We start from the raw sequence: 18,001 nt of genomic DNA, 5'->3' as shown, positions 1-18,001 counted from the left end.
TCTGGGTGAAAAGTGATCAGTCGCCTTTTCTTCCACGCGATAATCTTCCATACTTCCAGTTCGCGTTTTCCTGTCATCCGGCCAGCGGTATCTGAACATGATTGGCGGTATTAACCCGGGTAACAATTTCAATTTCCAGACCGGCAACAACAGCCCAGTCCGGGAGCGCAGTGATGGGGCCCGTGCGCCTGCGTCAACGCCGGAAAAAACACCTGATGTCGCCCGCCGTGATCTTGCTGATGGCAATCAGGGCGTTGTCAGCGACCGCAATGCTACCGAAAGCCTTGAACGGCGTGTTGAGGCCCGTCGTGCCGCCGAAGACGCCCGTCTGGAGCGGTTCCGTGCAGACGAGGTGTCCCTGCCAGCTGCCAGAGCTCTGTCGACATTTGCGTCTGTCGCCGCGGCCGGTCAGGAGACCGGCGGCAATGGTGGCCTGGCCGGAATTGATATTCTGGTCTGATGCCTGACTCGTCTCCGTCCGCACCGCGTGCCTTTTCTGCCATTTGCCAGAGCACCGTTGCCGTTGCCCGCAGCGCACTGGGAGACCGATTTCAGGCCGAGGCTCTTGCCGAATCTCTCGGGTTGGAGAACCTCGGTGTCGTCCGCCCCAGGGACGTCCGTGATTTCCCGGTTTTACTATTCCTTGATGAGCAGGGCCTTGGCCTGCAGGTCACCGGCAAGGGTGCGCCCGGGCCGGTGCGTGCGGAATTTGTTTCCGGCAAGATGGGTTACCGTCGCGAACATGGCGGTGGTGCTGGCCAGCTGGTGGCCAAAGCGGTCGGACTGAGGAAAACCCGTGCCACGCTCCATGTGGTTGATGCGACGGCGGGGCTAGGCCAGGACGCCTTTGTTCTTGCCAGCCTCGGTTGCCGGGTCACGCTGTTCGAGCGCAATCCGGTGATCCATGCCTTGCTGGCGGATGGTCTGGCGCGGGCCGCCCTCAACGTGGATTGCGCGGCCATTGTCGAGCGCATGCGATTGCTGGAGGGCAGCAGTATTGACTGGCTGGCTCAACCGGACACCGAGGTGGCGGATGTTGTCTATCTGGACCCGATGTTTCCCCATAGGGACAAGTCGGCTCTGGTAAAAAAGGAAATGCAGGTTTTTCGCACCATCGTGGGCGACGACGAGGATTCCGGACAATTGCTCGCAGCAGCTCTGGAGCGTGCCCGTTACCGGGTGGTGGTCAAGCGGCCCCGTAAGGCCCCGGCGATTGAGGGGCCGGAGCCGACTACCCGCATCGAGGGTAAAAGCAGCCGCTATGATTTGTATTCCATCAGAGCGCTGCTACCGCAATAAGTGCGTTCAGGCGCCCATCATCGTGACCTGCTGGATCGCCTGTCGTTTCTCGACACTGAGCACCAGACGGGCATCGTCCGCCACTTCATCCAGCCCTTCTCCGTAACACAACAAGCCATTATCGTCGGTGGTGATAACACCGTTGTTCTGCATATTCGCGATGAAATTCCGGAACAGGCTCTTGTCAAAGAATTCCGGTGCATTGAGTCCGAAGAGTATGGACATACGTTCGGCCAGAAGAGCACTCTGCTCTTCCAGTTCGGCGGCGCTGATCTTGCCGGAGCCGTATTTGCGGAGAATGCCGAGGGCAATGTGGTAGCGCTCTACTGTCTGGATGATGAACCGTGACAGCACCCTCAGCCTCAGCATCGCCTCGGTGCCTTCTTCGGGACACCCGATCCGGCCATCTTCCAGTGGCTTTAGCAGTCCCTGTGCGATGAGAACATCAATCCATTGATTGATTACGCTCTGCGCTTCCTCTGGCTGATACTTCAGGAAGAGCTCGGATTGCAGGTAGGGATAGGCCACGCTGGTGAGGAACACAATCTTTTCCCGGCTCAGCGAATCCTTGTTTTCAAACAGGCTGGCAATCAGTGAGGGCAGTGCGAACAGGTGCTGGATGTTGTTGCGATAGTAGGTCATCAGGATGGCGTTGCTGCCTTCCAGGGCAATGATGTCGCCCAGTTTCTGCGGTTGCCGGCTAATCAGGCTCATGCCCTCACAGTACGCAACCCAGTCTTTTCCGGAGCCTTCGGGAAGTGTCACCGTTTCCGCATAGGGGAACGCCTTGAGCAGGGCTGCGTACTGATCCATAAGCCGAATCAACTGGCCCTCGTCCATCGCCAGGCGCTCGGTACCCAGCAACACGGTTGCGGCCATGCCAATCGGATTTACGGCAACCGAGGCATTAATGTTCGATGCTACTCTGAACGACAGCTCTGAAACCGCACTGTTAAGCCACCCTGGTCGGTACTCAGAGTTGTAGGCTTCTTCACGCCAACTTCCATGGACATGATCCAGAACCTCGGACAAATGAATGGCCTCGCCAAAGTTGACTGAAACGCGACCAAAGGAGTTACTGAGCTTACGGACAGTTTTAGCGAGCCCGAATACGCTTTCTTTTTCCTTTTTCTTGCCGCGAAGTTCACCCAGATAGGAACGTCCCTCCATGACCTTTTCGTAGCCGATATAGACAGGCACGAACACGATGGGTTTGCGATGGTCCCGAAGGAAACTGCGTACGGTCATAGCAAGCATGCCGGGGCGGGGTTGAAGCATGCGGCCTGTGCGGCTTCGGCCGCCTTCGATGAAATACTCCACGGAATAGCCCCGGGTGAACATTACATGCATATACTCGTTGAATACGGTGGCATAGAGAGGATTATCTTTGAAGCTGCGGCGCATAAAAAACGCCCCGCCACGGCGGAGGATCGGGCCGACAATGGGCATGTTGAGGTTGATCCCTGCGGCGATGTGCGGAGGCATCAGGCCATTCTTGTAAAGCACATAGGACAGCAGCAGGTAATCGATGTGGGACCGGTGGCAGGGCACGTAAACCACGGCATTATCCTGAGCCACTTCCTTCACCACCCGGATATTGTTGATGGCAATGCCTTTGTAGATCCGGTTCCAGAGCCATGACAACACCACCTCCATGAATCGAATCGTGACAACGGACATGCTCGCCGCAATCTCATCCGCATATTCGTAGGCCTTGGCGCGGACTTTCTCCGGCGGTATATCGTCTCTGGCAGCCGTCTCCCGGATGGCTTCCTTTACCGCCTGGGTTCGCACCAGGCCCGCCACCAGTGTGCGGCGATGCGAGAGATCGGGGCCCAGAACTGCCTGGCGTACCCGGCGAAAATGCGTTCTCAGAATTCGGGCCAGCTTTCGGTTGGCCCGCTCCTCGTTGTGCCGGTATTCGTCGATTACCTGTTTCAGTGAGAGCGGCTGGTTAAACTGCACGTAGGTGTTGCGACCATGAACCATGATGATCAGGAACTTCTGAAGCCGACCGGCGATGGACCATGTGTCAGACAGCAGCAGTTTTACCAGAGACTTTTCCTTGTCAGGGGAGCGGCCCCAGAACAAGGACACAGGAACAATCTGGACGTCCTGGTCCGGATGTTCGAGGCCGTAGTGCACCAGGGCCTGAAATTCGGTCGTGGGTGCAGGCGCCTGGCGGCCTCTGAAAAAACCACCAATCCGGCGGTAGAGAAAAAAGAAGGAGTGGGACGGACCGTTCTTCACCGGCAGGGCTTCGGTGGCGCCCGGCAGTCCTGCCCGGATGACTTCCTGCTCGAGAACCAGGCGGCTGGAAAGAGAGCTGTATTGCAGCACATAACAAACCGGTTTATCCGGATCCAGGGCGAGGGCTTCAACGCTGTTGCCGCTGACATCAGTCCGGACCCAGATAAACAGTATCTTGCGAAAAAGGGTCAGGATCAGGCTGCGAATGCCCTGGTAAAGACGCATAAAGTGCAACTCCGTTGAAGAAACAGGTGCCAAGTTTACTTGGTTGAGTACAGAGCGGAAAGGTGGAGCTTTCATTCTTGGCCGGTGCAGCAATGTGGTACATTTCGGACTGATCTTTTAATCAAACAGTTGACGCATCAGGTGGTGGTCGCAATGACTCAGTGGATACCCGGCTGGACGACCCGGCGGCCAGAAAAAAGTGATCTGATCCTCGCGCTGTCGGGATCGGACGTGATCAAGTCCGATAGCGGCTGGCTGCATTCTGGCGACAGCAATCTCTTCCGGGAAGGGGTGCCTGAGTCAGTTTCTCTGGGCAGCTACGATGGGCGCGATGTGTTTGTGACCGAATTGCCGGGTTTAGCTGTTGATGATCATGAGGCTATTCCCTTGCGGGACGCGTTGTTGATGCTCAGCGATGCACCGGCGGATATGCTCAGCACCGGGTTTCAGGTCTGGCAGTGGTGGCGCGACCACCGTTATTGCGGTCGATGCGGCGAGCAAACCGGCTTCCATCCCCGGGAGAGGGCCAAGTGGTGTGAGCCTTGCGGAATCCCCTGGTATCCGAGGCTGGCGCCTTGCGTAATTGTGGTCATTCGACGGGATGATCGTCTTTTGCTCGCCAGGTCCTCACGGGTCAAGCGGCATTTCTACAGTCTGATCGCCGGCTTCGTGGAGCCGGGCGAGAGCCTCGAGGGTGCTGTGCACCGGGAGGTGAAGGAGGAAACCGGGCTGGCTGTCACCAACATCCGGTACCATGCCTCGCAACCCTGGCCCTTTCCACATCAGTTGATGGTCGGTTTCTTTGCCGATTACGCCGGGGGAGAGCTGGTGCTCCAGGAAGATGAACTTTCCGATGCCGACTGGTTTCTGCCAGGCGATACCCCGCCGGTACCGCCGGAAACCACCATCTCTGGCCGGTTGATCCGGGCCATGGAAAACGAGATTTCCCGGGGAGGCATTCCGGTTTGAGCAGGCAGGCGCCCCCAAGGGTTCTGGTGTTTGACTCCGGTGTCGGCGGGTTAAGCGTTGCTTCCTGCATTCATGGAGACCTGCCCGGGCTCGATATTGTCTACCTGGCGGATAACTCAGGCTTTCCCTACGGCGACAAATCCGAAACGGTAGTGATTAATCGTTGCTGCGGTCTGATTGCCAGAGCGCTCAAGCTTTATCCTTCTGACGTCATCGTGGTGGCATGTAATACCGCCAGTACCGTGGTTCTGCCACATTTGCGTGCCATGACACCGGTGCCGGTTGTCGGTGTGGTGCCCGCCATCAAACCGGCGGCGGCGAAAACACAGAACCGGCGGATGGGGCTCCTGGCCACGCCAGCGACGGTACGCAGACCCTACCTCGACAGGCTGGTCGAGGAATTCGCCGGCGATTGCAAGGTTGAACGTATCGGTCATCCGGGGCTGGTGCGTTGGGCGGAAGACCTGGTTTCCGGGAACGCGGTTCCGCTTGCCGAGCTGAAAGCGGCGATGCGTCCATTTCGAGAAGCCGATGTGGACACGGTCGTGCTCGGTTGCACCCATTATCCGCTGTTACTGGAAAGTCTGAAGGAAAGCCTCCCCTCGGTTCGTTTCTGGGTCGACTCAGGCGAGGCGATTGCCCGCCGGGTGGCCTGGCTTCTGGATCAGACGGGGCAGCTGGCGTTGGCTGAAGGAAAGACTTGCGGGGCAGGGGATCATCCCGTAATCGCGGCTTTGTTTTCAGGTTCAGCGCCCAAAGGGATCATACCTTTTATGACGGGGCTCGGATTGGCGCCCAGGCTGCTCAATGAAGACTGGCCCGGTGAAGCCCCTGGAGCTACAGCAACCGGGTCAGTTTAAACATAGCCAGGAATTCCAGCGCCGGAATCGACCGTTTGTGACAGCAATAGGTTTTAAATTTCTCGCCCCGGAATCGCAACTTGGTGAACTCCAGCCCTTTGAAGTTATAAAGGAAATTACCCTTCTCATAGAGTCCGTGCAGCAGGCGTTTCAGCACTCGGCTCTCCTGATGCTCTGTTGCCGAATCCAGTGACAGGGGAATCAGTCCAAGATCCAGGTAGGGCACACCCTCGGCCTTGAACACTTCCATCGCATGAGCCATCAGGGTGTAGAAAATGCCTTGCCGGAAATCGGCATTGGCACGGGAAATGTTGGGCACATAGCTGATTATTTCGTTGTTGCGATAGATCGGGTCGAAATAGATAAACCCAACGGCCTTACCGTCCTGATAGGCGTAAAAATGCCTTTCGTTTTCGCGATAGTCCATTTCCATGGGACGGATCAGAAAGCGGATTTCATTGCTCTTGCATTTGCGGGTTCGAATCCAGGCCTCGGATATTTCACGGGTGTGATCGTCACTGAAACGCTCTTTCACCGTAATCCCGTTCTTTTCTGCCTGGTTCAAAGCGGTTCGCAGGATCTGTTTTTTCTTTCCGCTGAGGGACCAGCGGCCCAGATCGATACGGGATTCGCTGCCAAACTGGGTGCCGTAGAGACCAAATCGCAGGTGCAGGAAATCGACGACAGGCTTGGAGACCTGGATGTAACTGGCGTTTGGAAAGCGCTGGTGGAAGCTCTCCAGCAGGTTGCCAAAGTCTTCCGGCGCACAGACGGGATCCGAGAGCACGAAGGTGCCGCCCCATTTGCGCATGTAGGCGATATACCCCATGCCCGTTAAATCAAAATACTGCATGCCCGGTTGGAGCGTTGAAAACGACTGGGAATGGGTACCGTACTTCTTCAGGAAGCCGACCCGCTCGGTAAACGTGAATGAGCCGCTCTCAAGTGTGCCAACCCTGTCCAGTGCGAGTATCTGATCCGGCATGCTGCTGCTCCCTGATTGTTTTTGTTGGGTGACTCTCTAGCAAAGTGCTCAGGCCTGCTTGCGTCCGAGAATGGACCAGTAGCAGTTCATGTTCAGAAGCTTGAAGTGCTTCTTGTCCGTGACCTGAAGACCCAGCCGCTGCATGTGCTCGGGATAGTTGTAGATTTTGTGGAAGGCGTTGTTGGCGAACAGCCAGAAAATGAAGACCGCCATGTACCAGTAAAGCTTCTTGAACATTCTGGAAAGCAGGTTGCCCGTGGGGTAGGAAAAGTCGCCCACGACGACCCGGGCGTCTGGCTTGCCGAGGCGTATCAGGTGCTCCAGGACCCGGACCATCATGTCTTCGTCGAACACGTTCAGGAAAAAATTGGCCACGACCATGTCGTACTGCTCGAATTCCTCCACCTTCATGATGTCGCTGTGGATGCGGCGGATGGTCAGGTGTGGCGCCTCTGTTTCCTGAGCCTCGGCAAACTTTCGCAGCATGGTTTCGGACAGGTCTACCACAGTCACATCGGCGCCCAGTTCAGCCGCCCGAATGGCATCCCGGCCATGGCCAACCCCGGCGAACAGTATCCTGTCCCCGGGCTGGACGGTTTCAACATCCAGCATGGCGGTTTTGCAGCGGTGAATGTTCTTGCCGCTATAGAGATTGCTCAGGAAATCGTAGACGGGACCGATGTATTTGTACTTGTCGCGCATGATGACTGCTGCCTGTTCTTGTTCCTTGGATGCTGTCACCGTTTTTGTCGTTATTGGCCCGAGAATGTCGGACATTCCGGTGATCAGCGCCTATGGATTCGAGCTTAGAGAACAGGGTGGGAGAAATATGTGCAGTAATGCGCATTTCAGGATACATAAAGTAACGTGCTGCAATACTTTGCAAACCCGATCGCGGTTTTATATAGGAGTGTCCGACAATCAATAATCGCCTGTCAGAATGAGGCAGCTTTGGCTCTGGTGGTTCCGAGGGTTCTGGAAATCTCGGCGGCGGGCCTGGCAGGACCATAGAAGAAGCCCTGAACCTGGTGGCAACCCAGGCTCCGAAGGTACTCCAGTTGCTCGTCGGTCTCCACGCCCTCAGCAACGATCTCCAGTTTGAGTCCGTGGGCCATGGCGACAATGGCGTTCACGATGCACGCACCGTCGTCGCCACTGCGGATGGCTTTCACGAAAGACTGGTCGACCTTCAGGGTGTGAATGGGTAGACGATGTATGTAATTCAATGACGAATAGCCTGTTCCGAAATCGTCGATCGCGATCCGGACACCCAGAGCTGCCAGTTCCCGGAGTTTCTGGGAGATCTGCTCCAGATCGTTCATGATCACGTTTTCAGTGATTTCGATTTCCAGGTTACTGGAGGGGAAGTTGTGGGCCTTTACCTGGCGCATCAGTGTTTCCACGAATTTAGGATGCTCAACCTGGCTAGGTGACAGGTTTACCGCCAGCCGGAGGTGGGCGTGCCCCTCCCGGATCCAGCGGCCGACATCCTGGCAGGCCTGGTCGAGAACGCGTTCACTGAGCTGGCCAATCAGTTTGGTTTCCTCCGCCAGAGGCAGAAAATCTCCCGGGTAAAGCAGCCCCCGCTCAGGGTGTTGCCAGCGAACCAGGGCCTCAAGACCCACAACGCGGTTGGTCTTGGAACACACCTGGGGCTGATAGAACACCCGCAACTCGTCCCGCTCAAGGGCCTGACGCAGATCCCGCTCGAGGTTCAGCCTGTTGGCCGTATCTATACTCATGCTGTCGGAATAGAAGCGGTAACCGTCCTTGCCCTTGCCTTTGACGTGGTACATGGCAATGTCGGCGTTCTGGATCAGTTGGTCCATGGTCTCGCCAGCCTCGGGGAAGATTGCAATGCCGATACTCACACCTACAAAGACTTCGTGATCCCCCAGTTGAAAAGGTGCCCTCAGGGCATCAATCAGCTTTTTGGCGATCTGTCTGGCATCTTCGTGGTTGTGGATAGAGGGCAGGAGCAGGGTAAATTCGTCGCCACCGAACCGGGAGAGGGTGTCGCCCTTGCGCAGGCATTTCTCGAGCCGGTGAGTGACTGCCTGCAACAGGCGATCACCCATGGCGTGGCCGAGGGTATCGTTGATGACTTTGAAACGGTCAAGATCCAGAAACATGACCGCCAGTTTCTGGCCACCACGGTTGGCGTGGGTAATCGCAAGCTCAAGTCGGTCCTTGAAAAGCGCGCGGTTAGGAAGTCGCGTTAAAAGGTCATGGTAGGCCTGAAAATTGATGAAGGCTTCGGCTTCCTTCCGCTCGGTAACATCCCGGGCCGTACCATAATAGCGGGCACCGTTTCCATTGCCTCCCCCCTGGGTGGTTCCGGAGTGAGGCCAGGTTTGCGGGTCGATGGGAAAGGCGGTTATCTCGAAATGACGGGTAGCTCTACGGCTGCCACGGGTTTTCAGGCGGACTTCCAGAGTTCGCGGGTTATCTGCGGTGATGTTTGGCCCTTTCAGGGCCAGCGTCCCGCGGGTCACGTCCCGGTCGTCAAGAATGTGCCGGAAGTGCTGGCCGCAAAGTTCCGCTGGTTGATATCCGAGCAGGCTCTCGACCTTGCTGTTTACGAAGCAGAAATGGCCATGCTGATCGAGCATGAACACGATGTCGGGAGAGCTGTTAACGATGTAACGATGCAAAGCCTCGGATTTCTCCAGCCGCATCTGGATATGCTCGTGGGCTTCGAGAAGTGACTTTTTTCCGATAACGCTCTCAACGGTGGCCAGCAGCTCCTCAGGATCGAAGGGTTTGCGGATGTAGTCCAGGGCGCCCCGGCGCAGGGCTCGGCTCACGGCACTGAACGAACTCTCGCCGCTGACAACAATCACGCCGCAATCCGATTGCTCGTTGGCAAGGTGCGCCATCACGTCGAAACCGCTGACTTCTGGCATCCGGAGATCCAGCAGGGCCAGATCGAACGTTTGCTGGTCAATCAGTTCGCAGGCTTTTCGGCCTCCGTGAGCTTCCGCAACGTCATAACCCCGGCTGCGCAGCAGCGAAGCCAGTGTATTCAGCAGGCGGGGTTCGTCGTCCGCTACCAGTATTCGTGCCGTTAACCCGTGACTGAAAGGCTGATCAGTTTGTTCGAGTGCCATCGGTCTGTGTCCGTTGTTTCTACGTCAGTCGGTCTCGTTCTTTTTATGGCTGGCCGCCGGGAGCAAAATCCTGAAGGTGGTGCCCTCCTGCCCCGTACGACAAGCTATGATGCCCTCCATGTCATCGACTAGCTGCTTCACAATACTCAGGCCCAAACCGCTGTGGCCTTCTCCTTTTGTGGTGTTTACCGGTGAAAACAGGGCGTCCCTGACCTCACCGGGTATTCCTCTGCCAGTGTCCGCAATTTCCAGCTCTATCCAGGTGCGATGATTCTGCCACACCGGGGCAGATGTCCGTATTTCAACGGTGCCGCCTGCATCGGCGAGGCTCTCTGCCGCGTTTCGAACCAGATTAATTACAACCTGGCGAATCCTCGCGGGGCTGGCCGCAACCCGCGTTGGCTCGCTGCAAAGCGATAACCGGAGAGTGTGGGTTCCGGAGCTGAACAGGCTATCTTCGAGGATACGCGCCAGACTTTCCAGTTCGGTATTGAGCTCAACCCCGTCATCGCCCTGACCCACGGTGTCAGTATGGCTCATTTGCAGTAAAAGGTTGCCGGCTCGATCCAGTTCATCCCGGATCACGTCCAGCTCCTGCTGGACACCGGCATCTTCGAGCCTGCCTCGCAGCTGGTAAATGTACTGTCGGATAATGGTCAGCGGGTTGCTGACCTCATGAACCTGTTTACGCAGCCGGTCTCGGGCGATTTCCTGATCCAGTCCTTCTGTGCCAGCTCCGGCGTCGGCTTTCGCAGGCGCCCGGTCTGCCAGCACCGAAGCCAACTGAGCAGTAAATATATCAGCCAGTTCAAGGGTTGTCGGCAGATGCTCGTTGTCGGTGCCCAGGGCGAAGACGCCAGGGCACTTGCCGCCACTGTTAATTGGCACCGCCAGCATCGATGGAGTATGGAGCAGTGACAGCAGCTGTCGGTCGAGTACAGTTGGGGAGCGTTCACCAAGGCTGACTGGCAGGCCGGAAGTGAAGGCTTCCGTAAGAACGCTGCCGCCGGGCTTTGCCGTTACTGCCAGTTCGGGAATGTCGCCAATGGTGCCAGAGAGGAGCACGAGGTTGTCTCCTGTGTGCCCAAAGCAGAGTGCCGGCAGGCCCGTGATCAGGGTAAGACTGTTTACAGTCTCGGCGAGAATGTCCTCGGTTTCCCCGGTCAGATCGGCAAGGTTGATGGCCTGGTTCGCCATGGCCTGTCGCAGAATAGTCTGTTTGAGCTGCCGCGACGCGCTCTCGCCGCAATAATCCTCGTCCAGGGGAATTCCCATGGATGCGGCCATACCCGAGACTTCGTGGCCGATGCGGCGATTTATCTCGCGGGTCAGTTCTTCGTTCAGCCCGAATACCGTGCCTGCAGCGGCAATACCGGCGGCATCGGATAGAGCAAGCCGGGTGGCCAGGCTGATCAGCTTTACCAGGTGCCCCGCATCCCTCAGTTCCGAGGGCAGTGCCTGCTGATAGCGCATGGCATCGGCTGCCATGGGCCCGAGGCCCCAGGAGGCCACGAGTTCGGCGGCGATGTCCGACTGGTGATCAAGATAATGTTGCTTCGCTTCGGTGGCTGGCGTTTTAATAGCGATCAGCTCGCCGATGTTGTGAAGCATGCCGAGCATGAAGGCTTCGTCAGGCTCCGGATAACGGGTCAGCGTTGCCAGGGCCCGGGCGGTCAACGCGGTGGTCAGCGAGTGTCGCCAGAAGTCTCTGAGTTGTTGCCATTCGTCACCGCCCAGCTCGAACAGCAGTTGGCGCAGGGCTGCGGTCAGCACCAGCGTGTGAAAGCGTCGGGTGCCGAGTCTCAGGAGTGCCTGGTCGACGGAGCGGATCGGAGTGGAAGGGCCGTAAAGTGCAGAATTGGCCAGCGCCAGTATACGAGCTACCAGCGCGGTATCAGCAGAGACAATTTCGCTGATTTTTCGGTAGCTCTCGTCCTGATGACAAGCATCGAGCGCCCGCAACGTGACTTCCGGGAGACTCGGTAGCTGTAAATCAGGCGCAATGTGCATAGGCTTACCTGCCGTGCTGCGAAACAAGTCAGTAACTGACGGAGCGTTCATTCTTATTGTCCGAAAAGAGCTTAGACAATAATGCGTCGTTATTAAATACTTATTGCTCTTTTTTTAAGCAATATATTATCTGAATCGTGATATGTGTAGAATTTTTACAGGTTAAAATACAGAAAACCGAAAAATCAGGGACCTAGATTACCGGTGATGAACGCCAGAGAACCTGTCAAGCACAATCCGAACCAACCTCGTACCATCGCCATTACCGGCGGCAAGGGTGGGGTGGGCAAGACCTCGGTCGCCCTGAATCTTGCGCTCACCCTCGCAAGACAGGATAACCGCGTTCTGTTGCTGGATGGCGACACCGATCTGGCCAACGTCAGCATCATGGTTGGCCTTTATCCGAGAAAAACCCTTGCCAATGTGATGGCCGGAGAGTGTCGTCTGGAGGACATCATCCTTGAGACCGACTACGGCCTGCATATTGTTCCGGGGGCATCCGGTGTGCAGGAATGCATGGATATGGGGCCAACGGAGAGCCTTCGCATACTGCGGGCGCTTTATAATCTGGAAAACCGCTACGATTACGTCATTACTGATACCGCTGCCGGCCTGCAGGCCGCCGGGCTGCATATGATTGCTGCAACCGAACTGGCCTGCATGGTCGTGACCCCGGATCCGGCCTCCCTGACCGACGCCTTTTCGCTGATCAAGGTTCTGCGACGCAGGGGTTACAACCGTATTCCCAGCATTCTGGTCAATATGGCCCAGGGGGCCAGCCAGGCGCGATCCGTGTTCCAGCGTCTGGATGCCGCTGCCCAGCGCCACCTGGGAATATCGCTCCACTACATGGGGGGTATCTGGCGAGATGAGACCCTTCGCCAGTCGGTTCTCAACCAGAAGCCCGTTGCGCTTCTGCCTGTTTCGGATCCCTCATGCCGCCAGTTCCACACCCTTGCGGACATGCTGGATGTGCGGCTGTCCCAGTTGCCCAGGCGAAAGGCAGGCATTGCAGCCTACTGGCACAAGGTGTCCAAAAGAGAATCGGCACATCCTAAAGCGTTGAGCAAGCCTGAGTCACGAACCGAGAATGAGGCGCCAGCACTGAAAGAGCGATGCCTGAAGGCCGTGAGTGAGATTGAGGTCGTGTTCAGTCAGGCGCCGATCGATCCGCTGCTGCGTTATGAGGCATTCACACGGCTTTTTGCACTGCTGGGGAGCACGCTGGACAGTGATGCCATCGAGATTATCCAGACCGGACTGGGGTCGTTCCAGTGGGAGAATCTCAGCCCTGAACGGAAGAATCACCTGGCCATCCACCTCCGTGAGTTGGCGGACCAGATTTCGCCTACCGCACAGGAACCGAAAACGCCTGAGCCGGTCCATCCGGTGCTCTGCGAGCCTTTTTACGACCGCATCAGTTTTGGCGAGCAGGATCGGTTGGTGCGGGTGTTGAAGGAGCAGCCGGCGGATATCTCCCTGGATCAGCTTCTGAGGTCCCTTTCTGGTAATGATCAGGGTCGCTCCTGATAGGCAGAAAAACCTAACTTCTTTTCCGTCATTTTCTTTACGCTTTTTGTAGCGTAACTTTGCTGTGTGTCACCGCTCTGTCACCAAAGTTGTGCAAGGATTGAGCATAACTTTGAATCGTGGCCCGCAATATGCAACGCATCTTTCGAATCTGATTCGCAAACTTTCCTTTTGTTGGCAGGTGTGCGTCGACAACGAATTGAAATGAGAAGGAGTTCTCCCATGGCAACACAGCAGCTGAATCCCGAAGCGTCATCAAAAGTACTTGAGCGGCTCCGGGGCAAGCACGTTCTGATTACCGGCACCACAGGTTTTCTTGGCAAGGTGGTGCTGGAAAAGCTTATTCGCGCCGTCCCTGACATCGGCGGCATTCATCTGCTGATTCGTGGAAACAAACGCCATCCCGATGCCCGGGAGCGCTTTTTTGAGGAGATCGCTACCTCGTCTGTCTTTGATCGGCTGCGTCAGGATGACAACGAGGCTTTCGAAACCTTCATTGAAGAACGTGTGCACTGCGTTACCGGGGAAGTGACCGAGCCATTGTTTGGCCTTCCCGGTGACCGTTTTCGCAAGCTTGCCGGTGGCATTGATGTGATCATCAACTCCGCAGCCAGCGTGAACTTCCGTGAAGAACTCGACAAAGCGCTTGCCATCAACACCCGGTGCCTCGAAAACGTCGCCCAACTCGTCCGACAGAACAAAGCCCTGGCGGTCCTTCAGGTTTCCACCTGTTATGTAAATGGTATGAATTCCGGCCAGATCACAGAGACCGTGGTCAAGCCGGCGGGTGAATCCATTCCCCGCAGTACGGAAGGCTATTACGAGATTGAGGAGCTGATTCGGTTGCTGGAGGACAAGATTGCGGACGTACGCTCTCGCTACTCGGGAAAAATGCTGGAAAAGAAGCTGGTGGACTTGGGCATCCGTGAAGCCAATCACTACGGCTGGAGCGATACCTATACCTTTACCAAGTGGCTGGGTGAGCAACTTCTGCTCAAGGCCCTGTCAGGACGCGCACTGACGATCGTGCGCCCATCGATTATTGAAAGTGCACTCGAGGAGCCCGCACCGGGCTGGATTGAGGGCGTAAAGGTGGCAGATGCCATAATCCTTGCCTACGCCCGTGAGAAGGTTACGCTATTCCCGGGGAAACGCGCTGGCGTTATCGATGTTATCCCCGTGGATCTGGTGGCCAACGCCATCATTCTGGCGGCTGCCGAAGCCGTTGCTGATGCTCCCCGTCACCGGATTTATCAGTGCTGCAGTGGCAGCTCCAACCCCGTTTCCCTGGGACAGTTCATTGATCACCTGATGGCGGAATCCAAAGCCAACTTCGCAGAGTACGATCAGCTATTCTACCGGCAGCCGACCAAACCCTTTATTGCGGTTAACCGCCGGTTGTTCGATGCCGTTGTCGGCGGGGTGCGCGCTCCACTGAGCATTACCGGGAAGGTTTTGCGCATGCTGGGCCAGAATCGCGAGTTGAAAGTGCTCCGGAATCTTGACACGACCCGCTCGCTGGCCACCATCTTCGGTTTCTACACCGCGCCGGACTACATCTTCCGGAATGATGATCTGCTGGCCCTGGCATCGAGGATGGGCGAGCTGGACAAGGTGCTGTTTCCGGTGGACGCACGCCAGATTGACTGGTCGGTTTACCTGCGCAAGATCCACCTCGCAGGGCTCAACCGCTACGCCCTCAAGGAGCGCAAGGTGTACAGCCTGCGCTCAGCCAAGGCTCGAAAAAAGGCAGCATGAATCCAGAGCCCGGTCGAGAAGACCGGGCTTTTTTCTGTCCGACCGTTTTCCTTCCGGGTTTGCCATCGGCTCCAATAGAACTATCCTTTAGAAAGCTTCTCGTTCGGCGCAATTTACCGTTGTTTTCTTGCGGGTTATCGACCTTTTTGGGCTAAAAGTTCAGGCGGATTAGGACGTTAGTCTAATTCATTGTGTAGTGGCTAGCATGGTGAACTACCACTATCCGTCTACAGGGCCGGAGAGGCCTGAACGTCTGAATTCCAAAACCGACAATGACAACAGACTCTGACTAAAGGGGGAGCACAATGACTGATAAACAGGTATATCCGGTAAGCCCGGAAGTGGCCAAACAGGCCCTTCTGAACCGGGAACAGTATGAAAAAATGTATCGTCAGTCAGTTGAAGACCCGGATACCTTCTGGGGTGAGCACGGCAAACGCCTTGACTGGATCAAGCCCTACACCAAGGTGAAAAACACGAGCTACGATTACAACAACCTCTCCATCAAGTGGTTCGAAGATGGTCAGTTGAACGCCTCTGCCAACTGCCTGGACCGTCACCTGGAAAAGCGTGGCGACCAGACGGCGATCATTTTTGAAGGTGATGATCCTGCCGATTCACGTAACGTGACCTATCGCGAACTGCACGAGGAAACCAGCAAGTTCGCCAACGTCCTGAAAGGTATGGGCGTGAAAAAGGGTGATGTTGTCACTATCTACATGCCGATGATCGTCGAGACAGCGGTCGCTATGCTGGCATGCGCTCGTATCGGCGCGATTCACTCTGTCGTTTTCGGTGGTTTCTCTCCGGAAGCCCTGGGCGCGCGGATCGTGAACGGCAAATCCCGCTTTGTGGTGACCGCGGATGAAGGTGTTCGTGGCGGCCGCAAGATTCCGTTGAAAAAGAACGTGGATGCGGCCCTCAAGAACGAAGACGCCGCCAATGTCGAGAAAGTGGTGGTTGTGACCCGTACCGGCAATTCCGAAGTGCCCTGGAATGATGCCCGTGACGCGCGTTATGAGGATCTGATGAAGTCCGCATCGGCGGACTGCCCGCCAGAACCCATGAACGCCGAAGACCCGCTGTTCATGCTTTACACCTCCGGCTCGACTGGTGCGCCGAAGGGTGTTCTGCACACCACCGGCGGATACATGGTCTACACGTCCATGACCCACGAGTACGTCTTTGATTATCACGATGGTGATGTCTACTGGTGTACTGCTGACTTCGGTTGGGTCACTGGACACAGTTATATCCTGTATGGCCCGCTCGCTAATGGTGCCATCACCGTTCTGTTCGAGGGCGTGCCAAACTACCCGGACAGCTCGCGCATGGGTCAGGTGGTCGACAAGCACAAGGTGAATATCCTGTACACGGCTCCGACCGCGATTCGCGCCCTGATGGCTGAAGGCGAGTCCTGCATGAACGGCACCACCCGCGAAAGCCTGAAATTGCTGGGTTCCGTGGGCGAACCGATCAACCCGGAAGCCTGGGAGTGGTACCACCGTGTCATCGGTAACAGCAAGTGCCCGATTGTCGACACCTGGTGGCAGACCGAGACCGGGGGCATCCTGATTTCTCCGCTGCCTGGCGCTATTGATCTGAAGCCGGGTTCCGCCACCGTTCCTTTCTTCGGTGTCCAGCCGGCACTGGTGGATAATGATGGCAATATCCTCGAAGGCAAAACCGAGGGTAACCTGGTCATTCTGGACAGCTGGCCGGGTCAGATGCGCACTATCTACGGCGATCATGAGCGCTTCGTGCAGACCTATTTCAGCACTTACAAGGGCATGTACTTTACCGGTGACGGTGCCCGTCGCGATGAAGACGGGTATTACTGGATCACAGGTCGTGTCGACGATGTGTTGAACGTGTCAGGCCACCGTCTGGGTACCGCCGAAGTGGAAAGCGCGCTTGTCTCCCATGAGAAGGTCGCAGAAGCTGCAGTTGTTGGCTATCCGCACGACATCAAGGGTCAGGGCATCTATGTCTACGTAACGCTGGTACACGGACAGGAACCTTCTGACGATCTGAAGAAAGAGCTTGTCCAGTGGGTGCGCAAGGAAATTGGCCCTATTGCCTCTCCTGATGTGATCCAGTGGGCCCCTGGACTGCCCAAAACGCGTTCTGGCAAGATTATGCGGCGTATTTTGCGTAAGATTGCCGCTAACGAGCACGACCAGTTGGGTGATACCTCTACGCTGGCGGATCCGGGTGTAGTCGATGACCTGATCAGCGGTCGTGCGAACCAGTAACGCCTGTGTGTTACCAGGCCATGTACCTGTAAGGAATCTGTTGAATGGCACAAACAATTATCGTCGCTGATGATCACCCGCTGTTTCGCGCAGCACTGAAGCAGGCGGTCAGTCAGGCGGTGCCCGATGCCGAGACGGTGGAAGTCGACAGCATCAAGGCACTGCAGGCGGCGGTAGAGTCACACCCGGATGCGGATCTGGTTCTGCTGGATCTCAATATGCCGGGAGCTCACGGCTTCTCCGGGCTCGTGTTCATGCGCGGGCAGTACCCGGGGCTGCCGGTGGTGGTTGTGTCAGGATCCGAGGAATTGCAGGTCATGCGTCGCTCGATTGACTACGGTGCTTCCGGCTTCATTCCGAAATCGGCGCCGCTGCCCACCATCACCGAGGCGATTCAGGCTGTCCTGGAAGGGGATGTCTGGTTGCCGGCTGGTGTGGCAGACAAGATCGAGCAGATGCATTCGGATGCCACGGACTTTTCCGAGAAGCTCGCGTCGCTGACTCCGCAACAGTTTCGGGTGCTGGGTATGTTGGCCGAGGGGCTTCTGAACAAGCAGATCGCCTATGATCTGGATGTGTCGGAAGCCACCATCAAGGCACATATTACGGCGGTTTTCCGGAAGCTTGGTGTGCGGAACCGCACCCAGGCGGTAATCGCGATCCAGCAGATGGAGATCGATCCTTCGGATCAGTCGTTGTCTGGTAGCTGATTTGGTTTTACGAATTGAGAAACACAACGGGAGCCTTCGG

General features: G+C 56.6%; 13 protein-coding genes. 8 read left to right on the top strand and 5 right to left on the bottom strand.

What is annotated here, in order from left to right:
- Nucleotides 1-97: 97 nt before the first annotated feature.
- Both CFT65_RS16010 and CFT65_RS16005 read left to right on the top strand, forming a co-directional pair.
- Complete coding sequence (locus CFT65_RS16010; protein WP_088829057.1) at nt 98-460, top strand: UDP pyrophosphate phosphatase; 363 nt, start codon at nt 98-100, stop codon at nt 458-460.
- Nucleotides 460-1,299 carry a class I SAM-dependent methyltransferase gene (locus tag CFT65_RS16005; RefSeq protein WP_088829056.1) on the top strand — a complete coding sequence of 280 codons (840 nt, stop codon included), beginning with the start codon at nt 460-462 and terminating at the stop codon, nt 1,297-1,299. The genes CFT65_RS16010 and CFT65_RS16005 overlap by 1 nt, the downstream gene beginning before the upstream one ends.
- Before the next feature lie 6 nt (nt 1,300-1,305).
- Here the strand turns inward: CFT65_RS16005 and plsB are convergent, their stop codons facing one another.
- The gene (gene plsB, locus CFT65_RS16000) at nt 1,306-3,774 is read right to left on the bottom strand and encodes a glycerol-3-phosphate 1-O-acyltransferase PlsB (RefSeq protein WP_088829055.1); all 2,469 of its coding nucleotides are present in this window, start codon (nt 3,772-3,774) and stop codon (nt 1,306-1,308) included.
- Between the two features lie 153 nt (nt 3,775-3,927).
- Here plsB and nudC point away from each other — a divergent pair, with 153 nt between their 5' ends.
- Nucleotides 3,928-4,743, top strand: coding sequence for an NAD(+) diphosphatase (nudC, locus tag CFT65_RS15995; protein WP_088829054.1), 816 nt, complete (start codon nt 3,928-3,930; stop codon nt 4,741-4,743).
- Nucleotides 4,740-5,603: a glutamate racemase gene (gene murI / locus CFT65_RS15990; RefSeq protein ID WP_088829053.1), complete on the top strand. Its 864-nt coding sequence runs from the start codon at nt 4,740-4,742 to the stop codon at nt 5,601-5,603. Before nudC ends, murI begins: the two co-directional genes overlap by 4 nt.
- Here murI and CFT65_RS15985 read toward each other — a convergent pair.
- The 4 genes from CFT65_RS15985 to CFT65_RS15970 all read right to left on the bottom strand — a co-directional run bounded on the left by CFT65_RS15985 (nt 5,581) and on the right by CFT65_RS15970 (nt 11,708).
- The gene (locus CFT65_RS15985) at nt 5,581-6,588 is read right to left on the bottom strand and encodes a DUF2156 domain-containing protein (protein WP_088829052.1); all 1,008 of its coding nucleotides are present in this window, start codon (nt 6,586-6,588) and stop codon (nt 5,581-5,583) included. The two genes, murI and CFT65_RS15985, sit on opposite strands and share 23 nt — an antisense overlap.
- Before the next feature lie 48 nt (nt 6,589-6,636).
- Nucleotides 6,637-7,290 (bottom strand): class I SAM-dependent methyltransferase, encoded by a 654-nt coding sequence (locus CFT65_RS15980; RefSeq protein WP_088829051.1) that lies wholly within the window; start codon nt 7,288-7,290, stop codon nt 6,637-6,639.
- Nucleotides 7,291-7,523: 233 nt separating this feature from the next.
- Nucleotides 7,524-9,698 (bottom strand): EAL domain-containing protein, encoded by a 2,175-nt coding sequence (locus CFT65_RS15975; RefSeq protein WP_088829050.1) that lies wholly within the window; start codon nt 9,696-9,698, stop codon nt 7,524-7,526.
- Nucleotides 9,699-9,722: 24 nt separating this feature from the next.
- Nucleotides 9,723-11,708, bottom strand: coding sequence for an HDOD domain-containing protein (locus CFT65_RS15970; RefSeq protein WP_088829049.1), 1,986 nt, complete (start codon nt 11,706-11,708; stop codon nt 9,723-9,725).
- Between the two features lie 207 nt (nt 11,709-11,915).
- Here CFT65_RS15970 and CFT65_RS15965 point away from each other — a divergent pair, with 207 nt between their 5' ends.
- The 4 genes from CFT65_RS15965 to CFT65_RS15950 all read left to right on the top strand — a co-directional run bounded on the left by CFT65_RS15965 (nt 11,916) and on the right by CFT65_RS15950 (nt 17,961).
- A complete protein-coding gene (locus tag CFT65_RS15965) occupies nt 11,916-13,238 on the top strand; it encodes a MinD/ParA family ATP-binding protein (protein ID WP_088829048.1) in 1,323 nt (440 codons plus the stop codon).
- A 222-nt stretch (nt 13,239-13,460) separates the two neighbouring features.
- Nucleotides 13,461-14,996: a fatty acyl-CoA reductase gene (locus tag CFT65_RS15960; RefSeq protein ID WP_088829047.1), complete on the top strand. Its 1,536-nt coding sequence runs from the start codon at nt 13,461-13,463 to the stop codon at nt 14,994-14,996.
- Nucleotides 14,997-15,301: 305 nt separating this feature from the next.
- On the top strand, nt 15,302-17,251 hold the full coding sequence (gene acs / locus CFT65_RS15955) for an acetate--CoA ligase (protein ID WP_088829046.1): 1,950 nt from the start codon (nt 15,302-15,304) through the stop codon (nt 17,249-17,251).
- Between the two features lie 44 nt (nt 17,252-17,295).
- On the top strand, nt 17,296-17,961 hold the full coding sequence (locus CFT65_RS15950; protein WP_088829045.1) for a response regulator transcription factor: 666 nt from the start codon (nt 17,296-17,298) through the stop codon (nt 17,959-17,961).
- Nucleotides 17,962-18,001: the final 40 nt, after the last annotated feature.

It is taken from the genome of Marinobacter sp. es.048 (assembly GCF_900188435.1).
In the GTDB taxonomy this organism is placed as follows: Bacteria; Pseudomonadota; Gammaproteobacteria; order Pseudomonadales; family Oleiphilaceae; genus Marinobacter.
This window is presented reverse-complemented; position numbering and strand designations above follow the sequence as displayed.